8 protein-coding genes and 2 pseudogenes are annotated in these 13,042 nt (G+C 55.7%); 4 read left to right on the top strand and 6 right to left on the bottom strand.

The window, feature by feature from the left end:
- Positions 1 to 5: 5 nt before the first annotated feature.
- Entirely contained in the window at positions 6 to 1,202 is a 1,197-nt protein-coding gene (locus tag J5M71_RS20075) for a cytochrome P450 (RefSeq protein WP_207835610.1), read from the top strand.
- A 27-nt stretch (positions 1,203 to 1,229) separates the two neighbouring features.
- The gene (locus tag J5M71_RS20070) at positions 1,230 to 2,582 is read left to right on the top strand and encodes a fatty acid--CoA ligase family protein (protein WP_207835607.1); all 1,353 of its coding nucleotides are present in this window, start codon (positions 1,230 to 1,232) and stop codon (positions 2,580 to 2,582) included.
- A gap of 29 nt (positions 2,583 to 2,611) precedes the next feature.
- Here J5M71_RS20070 and J5M71_RS20065 read toward each other — a convergent pair whose 3' ends face one another.
- Positions 2,612 to 3,499, bottom strand: a complete 888-nt coding sequence (locus tag J5M71_RS20065) for a LysR family transcriptional regulator (RefSeq protein WP_325175955.1) — start codon at positions 3,497 to 3,499, stop codon at positions 2,612 to 2,614.
- A gap of 199 nt (positions 3,500 to 3,698) precedes the next feature.
- On the opposite strand from J5M71_RS20065, the gene J5M71_RS20060 reads away from it, so the two are divergent.
- Positions 3,699 to 3,830 carry a YHYH domain-containing protein gene (locus tag J5M71_RS20060; protein ID WP_207835592.1) on the top strand — a complete coding sequence of 44 codons (132 nt, stop codon included), beginning with the start codon at positions 3,699 to 3,701 and terminating at the stop codon, positions 3,828 to 3,830.
- Between the two features lie 227 nt (positions 3,831 to 4,057).
- Here J5M71_RS20060 and J5M71_RS20055 read toward each other — a convergent pair whose 3' ends face one another.
- From J5M71_RS20055 to rdrA, 4 genes and pseudogenes are all read right to left on the bottom strand, one after another.
- Positions 4,058 to 4,285 (bottom strand): hypothetical protein, encoded by a 228-nt coding sequence (locus J5M71_RS20055; protein WP_207835589.1) that lies wholly within the window; start codon positions 4,283 to 4,285, stop codon positions 4,058 to 4,060.
- 450 nt (positions 4,286 to 4,735) lie between these two features.
- Positions 4,736 to 5,592: pseudogene (locus tag J5M71_RS20050) on the bottom strand (IS5 family transposase).
- A 429-nt stretch (positions 5,593 to 6,021) separates the two neighbouring features.
- On the bottom strand, positions 6,022 to 8,706 hold the full coding sequence (gene rdrB, locus J5M71_RS20045) for an antiviral RADAR system adenosine deaminase RdrB (protein WP_207835587.1): 2,685 nt from the start codon (positions 8,704 to 8,706) through the stop codon (positions 6,022 to 6,024).
- Entirely contained in the window at positions 8,706 to 11,339 is a 2,634-nt protein-coding gene (gene rdrA / locus J5M71_RS20040; protein ID WP_207835585.1) for an antiviral RADAR system adenosine triphosphatase RdrA, read from the bottom strand. Before rdrA ends, rdrB begins: the two co-directional genes overlap by 1 nt.
- Positions 11,340 to 11,715: 376 nt before the next feature.
- Here rdrA and J5M71_RS20035 point away from each other — a divergent pair.
- Positions 11,716 to 12,517: pseudogene (locus J5M71_RS20035) on the top strand (IS5 family transposase).
- An 80-nt stretch (positions 12,518 to 12,597) separates the two neighbouring features.
- Here the strand turns inward: J5M71_RS20035 and J5M71_RS20030 are convergent.
- Entirely contained in the window at positions 12,598 to 12,987 is a 390-nt protein-coding gene (locus J5M71_RS20030) for a hypothetical protein (protein ID WP_207835582.1), read from the bottom strand.
- Positions 12,988 to 13,042: the final 55 nt, after the last annotated feature.

Genomic DNA, 13,042 nt, shown 5'->3' with positions numbered 1-13,042 from the left:
CCGACATGACGACCCACAGCTTCCCCTTTGTGATGGACATCCCCAACCTGGATGCCGCGCCTTATTACCACGTGCTCGACAGCGACCAGCCACTGCAGCAGATCCGCTTGCCAAGCGGCCACGTCGCCACACACCTGACCCGCTACGACGATTGCCGTAGCTTCCTGGCCGACCCGAGTATCAGCCGCACCCTGTGCAACGTCGAAGGTGGCCCGACCTTCCTTCCAGGCCCGACCCAGCCGGAGCTGCTGCTGAACCTCGACAACCCGGCACACATGCGCTCGCGTGCCACTGTGGCCCGAGCCTTCAGCAAGCGCGGGGTGGAAAGCCTGCGCGAGCATGTACGAACCACCACCCGGCGCAACGTCCAGCGCATGCGTGACGGCGAGCTGGCACCGGACTTGTTCGCCTCGGTGTTACAGGACCTGACCTCCTCCACCGTGTGCCACATCCTCGGGATCCCGCTGCAGGACCGCGAACTGTTCCGCCCCTGGAGCCAGATCATCCAGTCGGCGCCGCCGGACGATATCCCGGGTATCGAAGTAGCGGTCAAGGCTAGCTTCGATTACCTGATGGACTTCGTGCGTGGCACCCGCCACGCCGAACCGGACGGGTTCATCCGGCAGTACGTCGACCAGCGTGCGAGCATGGACGACCCACTCACCGACGAGGAATTCGTCGGCGTGCTGCTGGGCATTCTGCTAGGTGGCGATCACAACGCCCTGAGCGTGATGACCAAATCGGTCTACACGCTTCTGTGCGCCCCCGCGCTGTGGACGCACGCCCAGCGTAACCGGGAGCAGTTGCCGGCACTGATCGAGGAACTGATCCGGGTTATCCCGATCGGCAAGCTGTCGGCTTTCCCGCGCATCACCACTCAGGCAGTGAGTACCAGCCGTGGTGAGATTCCGGCAGGCACCTGCGTGTATGCCAATGTGTTCCTGGCCAACCGCGACCCGGCCGTGTTCAGCGAGCCGCTGCGGATCAACCCACTGCGTGAGGACAAGGCCGCACACATCCAGTTCGGCCATGGCATCCACAGTTGCATGGGCCCGGCCCTGGCCCGGCTGGAAATCGGCATCGTACTCGAGACGCTGATCGAACAGTTGCCCGACATGCAGCTGGACCGCGCGCCGAAATCGCTGGCCTGGATCAACGGCACCGTGCTGCGCCGTCCCAACGAACTTCCGGTGCGTTTCTGAGCGAAGCCTTACAAAAGGGAATTTCTGATGACTCTCAAGCCTCTGATCGACCAGCTCGACGGCTTTGCCGATACACCATTTCTCAACACCGAGCAGCAAAGCCATAGCTATGCCGAACTCAAGGCCGAGGTACTGCGCCAGCTCGAACACCTGCGGGCCCAAGGTGTCGCGGCGCAGACCACGGTATTCGTCCAGGGCGATTTTTCGTTCCGTGGCATCGCGCTGTTCCTGGCGCTGTACCAGAACGGCAACGTAATCGCGCTGAACACCGCCAGCAACGAGCAGGAAGTGCAGAACAAGCTTGCCGCCGCTCAAGCCGAGTACCAGATCGATGCCGACAGCGGCGAGGTCACCCGGCACACTCCGCAGGGCGAGGACAATGCTCTGGTGGCCAAGCTCAAGGGGCTCGGGCATGCGGGCCTGATCCTGTTCAGCAGCGGTACTACAGGGCAGCCCAAGGCCATGTTGCACGACCTCGATCGGCTGGTGGCCAGCTACCAGAACAAGCGCTCTCGGCGCCTGAGCATTTTCCTGTTCCTGCTGTTCGACCATATTGGCGGCATCAACACCTTGCTCAACATCCTGACCATCGGCGGCACGGCAACCATTGCCGCCACCAAGAGCCCGGACATCGTCGCCCGGTTGATCGCCGATCACCGGATCACGGTGCTGCCGACCTCGCCGACCTTCCTCAATTTGATGCTCATCAACAATGTCTTCGGGCGCTACGACCTGGGGGCCCTGCGCATGATTACCTACGGCACCGAGCCGATGCCCGAAAGCCTGCTGGGGGCCTTGCGCGAGAAACTGCCCAAGGTGAAATTCCTGCAAACCTTCGGCACCAGCGAAACCGGTATCATGAACACCAGCTCGCAGTCCTCCGACAGCCTGTTCATGCGCTTCCAGGAAGGCGATACCGAGTACCGTGTGGTCGACGGCGAACTGTGGCTGCGCAGCGCTACCCAGGTGATGGGCTACCTCAACCACAGCATGGACAGCTTCACCGATGACGGCTGGTTCAAGACCGGCGACCTGGTCGAAGTCAATGCTGATGGCTACCTGAAGATCCTTGGCCGCAGCAAGGAGATCATCAATGTCGGTGGCGAGAAGGTGTACCCCGCCGAGGTCGAATCGGTGCTGATGCAGCACCCGCGCATCAAGGACTGCAAAGCCTATGGCGAGCGCAACGGCCTGACCGGGCAGTTCGTCGCCGCCGAGGTGGTACTCGATGGCGACTATGGCGATGCCACCGCCGAGGTCCTGCGGGCTATACGCCAGTACAGCCGCGAACGCATGGACAGCTACAAAGTGCCGGTCCGGCTCAAGGTGGTCGAGGCTATCCGTTACTCGGCGCGCTTCAAGAAGCTGTTGATTGCCTGACCTGCGTGATGCAACGCCAGCTGGTTTGCTCAGCTGGCGTTGGTCATCAGGTCAGTCTCGCCCAAGAAGTCGATGAAGGCGCGTGTTTTGGGTGACAGCAGCCTGGTCGGCGACCAGACGATCCAGAAGTCACCCGGCAGACTCAGTTCACGCATTACCAGAGTCAACTCGTTACTGGCGATGTACTCCTGGATCACAAAGTCGGGAAGGTAGGCCACGCCCATGGCATTTCGGCAGGCCGCCAGCACCGCCTCGACACTGTTCATGACCATCGCCGTTTCTACCTGCACTTGAACCCGCTCGCCCTGCGCCTGCAACGTCCATGGCTGCAGCTTGCCGCTCGACGGCAGCTTGTAGCCGATACCCCGATAGCTGCTCAGGTCCTGAAGGGTGCGGGCGACGCCATAGCGCTGCAGGTATTCGGGTGCCGCGCATAGCACGAAGCGGAAGGTGCAGATCTTGCGGGCGGCCAGGCTCGAGTCCGGCAGCGCACCGCTACGGATTACCGCGTCAAAACCTTCTTCCACCACATCGACCATCCGGTCGCTGAAGTCCAGGTCCAGTTCTATTTCGGGATAGCGCCGGTAGAATTCGCGCATGCTTCCGGAAATCAGACGGTAGCCTACTGCCGGCAGGCTAACCCGTAGCACGCCCTTGGGCCTTTGCTTGGAGTTGGCCAAGGCCGCCTCGGCGTCCTGCAATTGCTGCAGCAGGGTGCGGCAACGGGCGAAGAAGTCCAGCCCCTCGCTGGTCAGGCTGATCTGTCGGGTGCTGCGATGGAACAAACGCACGCCAAGGCGCTCCTCCAGGCGGCTAACGCTCTTGCCCACGGCAGAGGAGGAAATACCCAAACCACGCCCCGCCAAGGTGAAGCTCTGCGACTCAGCCGCACGTACAAACGCGATCAAACCGCTCAAGCTGTCCTTCGACACCATCTAGATCAGATCCTTCTCAATCTAAAGCACTAAGTAAAACACCTAACCGGGCCAAAAGGATATCGCTCAGTTTTGACAGTTATACGCTGCGCCAGCGTTGCTCTGGTTGTTAACCGGGAGCATTTTGCCATACGCTGGAAATGGCAATAAGCCACCACCTGGCCAAGCAAGGAGTAGCCTGATGAAAATCGTTTCGCTGTTGATCGCTGCAGTCCTTTCGTTCTCATCGGTAGTCGCTTTTGCGCACAGTGGCGGTACTGACGCCCGGGGCTGCCACACCAATCACAAGACCGGTGACCATCACTGCCATTGATGCGGTCCGCAGCTCTGAGCCTTGGCGTCCCTGCCCCTGGGACGCCAACGCTTAAGCGGCCTGCTCGACGCCATCTTCGCGCTCATCGTACCGTTCCCGATGGTCGCGCTGGCCGCTGCCCTCATTGGCTATGCGGGCGGACGATAGCTGCCGATCGTGTCCCGGAAGTGGTGTAACTGAACCAGCCGAAGGGTGATATCTCGTCCGCCATTCATCGATGATCTCGCCTAACGCTCAGGGGCCTGGCCGTTTCGCTCCATGACCTTCCCACACTGCTCACTGGCCAGACGGCTGATGATCCGGATCGCCTGATGGATACCGGCAGTGTTGCGAAAGCTCAGGCGAGGGTTGTGTTCGCACTCCAGCATTTCGTCGTGCTGGACCAGGGCTTCGCCTAACAGTTCGAGGGTCCAGGCGTAGCTTTGGATGGTGGATAGGCGTTCTTGGTCAGTCATGACGTGCCTCCCTTGTTGTAGAGACAGAGCGAGATTGACTGGAGGTGAGATCGTTGAAGGCCGCCGAGGTACGACGGTGGAGAACGGATACGAGGATCTTTAGCGGATTTACGGTGGTCATGCATGAGTTCCTTTCGTGATGGAACTGCCACCGCTCGCGGCCAAGCAAGTTAAGGTGGCAGCAGTACGCGGGTTGGCCGACCGGGACGAAAGGAGCCCGGCACACCCGAAGGTGTCCCACGCACCACCGCCATGACGCGACATCGCGGGCACAAAAAAGCGCCTGCGATGAAGACTGGGCGCTGATGCGCCTTTCGATTCCGACCGGCCAAGGTCGCATCGCCGATGCTTCGGCGACGGGAGGACTTTATTCCCGAGAGGCTGTTTTCGCAAGTTTCCAAGAGTCGGAAAGGACTGCGCGTTTCGTAGGAAGATGGCCATCAGGGACCCTTAGGCTCTGTACGATAAGAAATGTCGCAAACACCGCATGGAACAAGCCAGCGAGACCATGGCGAAATAGCTTTTCACTAGCTTGTCGAAGCGTGTCACGATGCGGTGGTTCTCTTTCAGCCAGCCAAACATGCGTTCGATGATATTGCGCTGTTGGTACTTGGGCCGATCAAACAGCCTGGGTAAGCCAGGCTTGGGTTTGCGCTTCATCGAGCGCATCGGAATGACGGGTTGCATTCGATACTGGTCGCAGTAGCGCCGGAGCCCTTCGGCGTCATAGCCCTTGTCGGCAAACAACCAATTGCAGCGTTTACGCGGGCGGCCACGTTGGCTCGAGGGAATGCAGATTTCATCCAACAGGGGTTGGGTGTAGCTGATGTCACTGGCTTGACCACCAGAGAGGAGGAAGCGCAACGGTGTCCCGTTGGCGTCGCAGAGCATGTGGACTTTGGTTTTCAGGCCACCACGACTGCGGCCTAAAACGTGATCGGCAGGCTCGTCAGGTCCCCTTTTTTCCCGGTGCCAGAAGAGGCTCGGGTTACGCGTACAGCGGTTGGGTCAATCCTCCAGGTTTGCAGATCGATCAAGCCTTGCTCATTTAATCTCAGGTGCAAGCGTTTGAGCATCTGATCAAACGTCCCTTGGTTTCGCTAGCCCCGAAACCGTTTATACACCGTTGGCCACAGGCCAAATCGCTCCCGCATATCTCGCCACGCAGTACCCAAGCAGAGCACCCAGAGCACGCCATCGAGCATCAGCCGATCACTTAGGTGGGGCCGCCCCCGACCATGGGTTTCAGTGAAGAGCTCGGCAACCGCAGTCCAGGCATCATCCGAGAGTTCGTAACGCTTTGCCATCACAGAATTCCTTTCCATTGATGGCGAGGGACTCTACAAAATCTCAGCGGTCGAGGGGCCGCGATTCGGTTTCGCGGGATTTCGTACAGAGCATAGGGCGCGAGGCCCGAAACTGCGAACCCCAAGCATTTTACACATCAACTCCAAGCACTCCCTTTTGCCCGCCTAAGACCATGACTTTCCTATAAATGAAACGGACAGCTGCCGGTCTTTGAGACGGACGCTACAAGCTTTTGATCTCCCCCTCCCGAATGGCTCAATCGAGCGACGCCAACTACCCAGACTACGTCACACGATAAAAAGTAAATCCTTGAACCATTTACCAGTTGCAACCATCAATTTCATAAAGATATGAAGCTCAGTTAATAGACAAAGCAAAATGCATTGCTACATCTTAACCAAACAGCCAACCCCAAACTATCTTTTTGGCTAAAAATCGATGTCATCGCTCTCCCTTTCGAATACAGCGACATGATTTCTATGGAATTGTTCAACTCCATAGCGCCTTAATTTATCCAACCACTCTTCCGCCACTGTCCTAGCCACCCCTAGCGCGATGGCAGCCTCGCGCAACAATGAAAACTCTGTTCTCAAGGTAGTTGGCATAATTCCCGGATCATCGGTATTGACCAAAACCCTAATCGCCCCACGCCGCAAACCAAATTTGTTATACCTGCCGCCAGTTTCTAGCACTGACTCATCTGGCGGACTCCAGCGAAAGATCGGGTGCTCGCTATGGCTCTCAAGTCGAGCTATGTAAACATTCGACGTAGGATTGGTCTCGATGATCAGCCCCATCTGGTCATATTGATCTAGCAGGTAATCCTGCAGGGCATGCATGAATTCTAATTCCGGGACCGTATCTACGTCATCGATAATTTCACGCACCGGGTTGGCATGTTCTCCATATAGCGCCTGCCCGTCCCACTCATTGCCTACTCTTATTACCACCAATGGAAGCTTGCTCGATGCCGCCAAATGTTGGTGGCGGTAACGGTAAATACACGCCGCTGTATCTGACAGCCTGTTTATCATTACGGCATCCGGCACCGCGCACAGTTCCCGCTCACTTCTTGGCTCATCATCGTGCAGTTTTTGCCAAAGATGGTGACAGTTACGGCGTAGGCACCAGGCACGATAAAGCTCCGAAGGAGGCACCGACTCTAGACGAGCCCGTGGCTTCCCATCGTCTACTTGGTAATTTCTATCCAGTTCAGGTGGCTCAAGCCAAAGTGTGAAGGGGAAGATACGCGCAATACGACGCTCAATGATAGGCAGCACCTGTTGTGCCAGAGGCAAACGGCCACTGAGTGTCGTGGCGTAGTGCCAAAGCCAAACCAGATTGTCCAGATGCTCATCTAGAGGGAGCATCATCTCGCCCTGTCGCTCAACCCACTGTGCAGGTTCAATCCCAAGAGCTAGGGCATGCCCTAGTCGGTCACCATCGCGCATTTCACAAAAGCGTACCGTTTCGTCGACATGACGCATACCAGACAAAGGATGTGCGTAGTCCTCGCCTGCGTGGATGCTCAGATGAAAGCCACTGCTGGCGTGCTCGCCGTCGGGGCGCGACACAAAACCCCGACGCAACCAGCGCAACATAGGCGCAAACCACTCGATACGTAGGTCATTTTCGTCTCCAGCCACGTCTAATCCGCGAAACCAGCGTGCGGGCTGGAAACGGAAATTTTGATTTAGGCGGCCGCCCAGAAACTCTGGTTGGTTCCAACCCGACTGCCGAGACAAACTAGCAAGCAATTCATCAGCTATTTTCCAGTGCTTTTCCAAATCTGCTCTCGGTTCTTTACCGAAAGCCCGCTTTTGCCCTTGAGAGCGAGAGAAATGGCCACAGAACTGCCAGCGCTCCAACGACTGCAGGTACGGCCCAGTGGCCCCCTCGATGCTGACCTCATGCTCGCCAAAAATATAAGGTGGCATGGCTCCATGCTGCTTGCTCTGTCTGACAACTGCAGCGGAAAGCTTGGCTACGGCCTTCGGAGAAAATGCCCCCGGCATCGCTTTGACCTCCGCCACATCCCCCTTCGCCACCAGTAGCCGGCGCACATTTTCATGCAAGTCAGGCCGGACGCCGCGCCTCAAAGGGGCCTGAAAATAGTGTTCAACGAAACGAGTCAAGCCTTGGCCATCCATGATCAGCCGTCGACGCAAATCATTGAGCGTCTGCAGCCAGCACAGAACAGCAACACGCCACTGCGGAACGAGCTGGGCGTCACGATACAAGCTGCAGAGGTATAGCTGCAGCCAGAGCCAGCGGTTGGCACAACCGCGAATCATGGCCTGGGCAAATTGGCTACATACCCATAAGGGAGACCCCACTGGTGCCGAAGTCTGGCTCGCTGCCAACAGCGTCCAATCTGGCAGCCTCTCTTGGTTCGCCATCGGGTCATTAATTAGCGCTGAAATCTCCACCGGCCAACCTTCCCGATGTGGGGATTCCAACAAAAGTATCAGTAGCTGTCGCATACGCTTCAGCTGCGTGACCCAATCGGACTGTTTGTTTCTTGCCCAGCTTAAACCTTCAGGTTTCAGCAAACAGTCACCCAGAACGAGACTATCGGCGGCAATCCCCCCCAGGTGGACATGGCCTTCGGCATGCGGCAAAGCTAGGTTGGGTGGGGGTGCAAAGAAGGGAGCCTGCGCTGATACGACGCGGCATATGTCTCTCCCCTGTGTGGGTGAACTCTCCCTCAGCCAGCCACTCAGATGCCATGCCACCAGCAGCGTCGGGTCCACCTCCGCCGCTAGTCGTGCATAGGCTTGGACCTCGGCCTCGCGATAGCAAATCATGTCACCATTGCGGAGCATCAGTTGGCCGAACAAGCCGTCAAGCCAGGGCAACTCCGGCCCGACAAACAGCCTCGCATCACACATTCGGTCCATAAGTCGGCGCACATCGTTCAGGCGATAACGGCCGGGATAGCGCGTGTCCAGCGTGTCCACTAGCAGCTGATAGCAGTCATTTTGCAATCCATGCCATCGGTCTTGTGCTATGCCCTGCTGTGGAGTGACCAACTCAGTCCACAATCGTACCGCGAGCCGCTCGCTTCCATAGAAGCCGCCGGTGGCATTTTCGGTAAGAGAACGGTTCAACATCAGCTTTGATTATCCTGCAAGACTTTGTGCACCTTCTCCAGTGACCTCAGCTCACTGGCATTAGGATATTGCTGAGTCATTTCAGAAATGACATTCCGGCGTTCGTCCTCCGTTCTTTCACGCAACACTTTCTCTAGAAATTTCAGAGTCAGGCGCTCTGGCGGCTCGACGCCCAACTGACCACACAGCCATTCTTTTGCACTAATTTTTCTGGACTCTTTGGGCCACGAAATTTCTAAAATTTCATCTAGCCAAAGTCTGATTGGATGATCTGCAAGGAAATAACTTGCTGTGCGGGTGCTGGCACCATATTCGCGCTTAGCAATCGAATCGGGAGTATCTTGACCTCGCTGACCTTTGGTCGGCGCAAAAGGCAACACATTCACCTTAAAATGGTCATTTTGTTCGAAATTGTGCGGCGAGTTCAGATTGACGGTAGCAACTACATCCGGCAGACCAAATAACCGTCCCTTTTCAAAGCTGCCAAAAGCCGACCAAGTGGCGTAGAACACCATACCCACCTTATCCAGTGCAGTACTGATGTCCTTCATGCCGTTTGGCACATTCCTAAATCCGGCGATCTGGCTGAAAACCTTGTTGAACACCTTATAAACCAGCCACGGCGAGAACCGTACCTGATCAAGTTGATGGCGGGCGCGCCATTTCGAAATTTCTTTTTGTAACTGTTCGAGCTGCGGATTCAATCCCTCCAACACATCATCCAATCCGCTCTCCATAGGTTCATCATCCTCATCGAAGCCTAAGCTGAGGGTTTTAGTAGGTGCCAAGGCGCTAGTGGAATGGAACGGTGCGTCCTGTACAATATCTTGAAGGATTTGCAAACTAACCGGTCCGACAAGGCTAGTAATCAGCAATTCGAAAACACGACCAATATTCAGCATCATGCTGCGCTTAGCATTTGTGTAATAGTTATGCTGGGTCAGTAGTGACAGTAAAAAACTGGCTTTACTTTTCACCCCATCAGCTGCCTGGACGCCGGAAATCACCTCCCAATATTTCCAATCCTTTGCCGAGTTTATACCGACCTCAGGCACTGGATATGAAAGCAACGCTTTGTGGGAGTCTAGTCTGGACAGCCAGCTGTCTGGCAATTTATCACCCAAGTGCGCTTTCCATTCAGAAAAGTCTATAACCTTGACAAACTGCTCCAACCCGGTCGCATCATGCTGCAGCGGCTGAAATAGTGGAGTATCAAAAATACTACCCCTGCGCTCCTCTTCGCCACTATTCGCCAACCCCTGCCAGTACTGATAGGCTTGGAGTACCAAATATACGGCGCCAGCCTGCGGCTCGTATTGGAAATAATCACTCAGGGTGCGTTCCCAACTGGCGGACACCGTTTGATCCAGTGCGCCGATTAGAAGACCTGCCTGTTCACGAGGCTGCTCTGCAAATATTCTGTATGCCGGGCCGAACTCCCTCTTCTTTTCCCTATTTAGTCTTTGGTGCTCGGCATGAAACTCTTTAATCAAATCTGGATGGACAGTTGGCATCTGCCAGACACGCATTACCTGCAAGGGGTTCTCTGCCGAGCGGATAGCTTGTGGCAGAGCTTGTATAAGGTCTGAGCAGCTATTTACAAGCTGGGTCAAAGCTCGCAACGACGGGATAGGCAGAGTCAGGTCGCTGCCTTCGCGGCCATTGACGGGTCCAGTCAGGAAGATGTTCAACCAAGCATGGAAATTGGGCAGGGAAATGATGGCTGGTAAACCCAGAGATATTTCCCGATCATTCAGGTACCTACTCACCGGAGGCATAACCAGCCGGCGTGGCAATGGTAGCACCTTGCGCTGGTACTCGTTGGCAAGTTCAATGGCGGTGTTGTATGCCTGTTCAGTGTTGTGACTTGAGTCTTCGGTTAAACGACCGTGAAAATCACGCCACGTCACTTCACGGTACAGTCCGCGGTCTCCACTGACGATGGGCAACACATAAGGAGTGGTCAGGTAGCGACGAACTATTTCCAGATTTTCAAAGGCTCGATTGAGTGATGTATCAACATCATCAATCGGCAGTACCAACAGCTTTTTCCCCAGTAAATTTAGTACCGACCTGAAAAAATCCTGAACCCGATCGGCCAAATGCTTGTTCCCAAAAAGCGCGCGCAGCTTGTCCATTCCGCGCTCTTCTTTTTGCACATCGATACACTCCAGTGCATGAGCAAGCTTGTCCAACGCTTGATTCAACTGCTTGTAACCTTCAGGATTAACACATTGAAACTTCTTTACATCCTCATCCGAAATCACCGCCGCCACTATTATATGTAGAAACAGTGATTCATGCTCTTCCAGCAAAGTCGGATCAACCGGATCAAGGATATGAATATCCTTCAAGATACTCTCATGTGCACTTTTAAGATACTTACGCAAATTCACCAACACTGAAGTCTTGCCAGTGCCACGCTCGCCATCAATCGATACCGCGTTATGGCTACGAACCTCATTAACCTTCACACTGTCCCTTTGATCACTGGCTGTATGCAGGGCCTTAGTGATGAAACCTGCTAGGCTCTGGTATACAGCCAACGGAAGCAGAGTCCTTTCATCATCTAGGTTGGCGGTTTCGGGGGCGTTGAGCGGAATGTATCGAGCTATTTGAGTAGGTGTGGACATTTCTCGTCTTATGTCTGACAGGAGGTTAACGGAGGCGCTAGTAGCCCAAGGCCACTGCAGATTGCACGAACACTATCACAGCAGGATGTTTATGAGTTACGTTGTCTCTGTTGGCGCATTTGAAAGGCAGGAGAGCGCGCGCAACACTACGCAACCCGCAGTCGCGGAGGTAGTCGATAGCTCTCATCAGAAGGCCTCCGCGTCGGACTCCTCGAAGGCTATGGCTAGCGAAATGCTCGCGGTGCCGGGGGAAAGTTGCCGACTCGAAGTCCTGATTGTCCTAGGCTCTGTACGAAATCCCGAGAAGCCCAATCGGCGCGCTTCGGAAGCTGAAATTCTGTAGGGTTCCCGGCCATCTACGGAAAGGCATTCTGTGATGGAAAAGCGTTACGAACTTTCGGATGAGGCCTGGACTGTGGTCGCCGATCTCCTCACTGAATCCCATGGCCGGGGCGGCCCCGCCTGAGCGACCGCCTGATGCTTGATGGCGTGCTCTGGATACTCTGCTCGAGCGGTGCGTGGCGAGATATGCCGGAACGCTTCGGCCCATGGTCAACGGTGTATCAACGATTCCGGGGTTGGCAAAACCAGGACACATTCGATCAGATGCTCAAACGCTTGCACCTGAGACTTAATGAGCAAGGCTTGATCGATTTGCAAACTTGGAGGATCGATTCAACCGCTGTACGCGCAACCCGAGCCTCTTCTGGCGCCGGGAGAAAAGGGGGCCTGACGAGCCAACCGATCACGCTCTAGGCCGCAATCGCGGTGGCCTGACAACCAAAGTTCACATGCTCTGCGACGCCAACGGGACACCGTTGCTGGACGAAGTCAGCATCCCGTCGAGCCAACGTGGCCGCCCGCGAAAACGCTGCAAGTGGTTGCTTGCCGACAAGGGCTACGACGCCGAAGCGCTGCGCCGCTACTGCGACCAATATCGAATGCAACCCGTCATCCCGATGCGCTCGATGAAGCGCAAGCCCACGCCTGGCTTACCCAGACTGTTTGATCGCCCCAAGTATCGGCAGAGCAACATCATCGAGCGCATGTTTGGCTGGCTGAAAGAGAACCGCCGAATCGTAACTCGTTTTGACAAGCTCGCGAAAAGCTACGCCGCCATAGTCTCGCTGGCTTGTTCCATGCGCTGTTTGCGACATCTCTTTTCGTACAGAGCCTAGCAGCCGTAGTATAGGGAGAGAGTGGTTACGATGGGGATGAAAAATGATGGGCGAGCACAATTCTCCTTGAATGCTGGCGTTCAAACGGTGACTTCGCCGGACTGTTCCCGCCTCCAGACGATAGGTGAGAGTAGAAACACCGCAATAAGAAAAGCTACTTGCGATAGATAGAACGGCTCCAGCCACTGCTGTTTCAGTGCGACGTAATAGGTGTTATGAGCCACGTCAGCCAAAATAATTGTCGCTGTGAGGATAATTCCCATCCTTGGTTTTATGAAAAGGAGCCCTGCCGCCAGCGGGTCAAAAAAAGTCAGCGCCCCCCAGAAAACGCGGCTAGCCCAATAGGCACTGTCCCCATAGCCGTAGTCCCAGAACAACCCATGCAGAATATCTGCTCGGACGTGATTGGCGGTCGCGATCAAAAGGCAAAAGGCGAACAACACTCGGATGGCGAATGACAACCTTAGCATAGCTTGATCTACTCTGGTTAAGTGATCCTATGGTAACGGGATCAACCAACGTCGA

Origin of the sequence: Pseudomonas sp. 43(2021) (assembly GCF_017490805.1) — a bacterium.
Classification (GTDB): Bacteria; Pseudomonadota; Gammaproteobacteria; order Pseudomonadales; family Pseudomonadaceae; genus Aquipseudomonas.
Note: the sequence above shows the minus strand (reverse complement) of the source record. Positions and strands in the feature narration are given on the sequence as shown.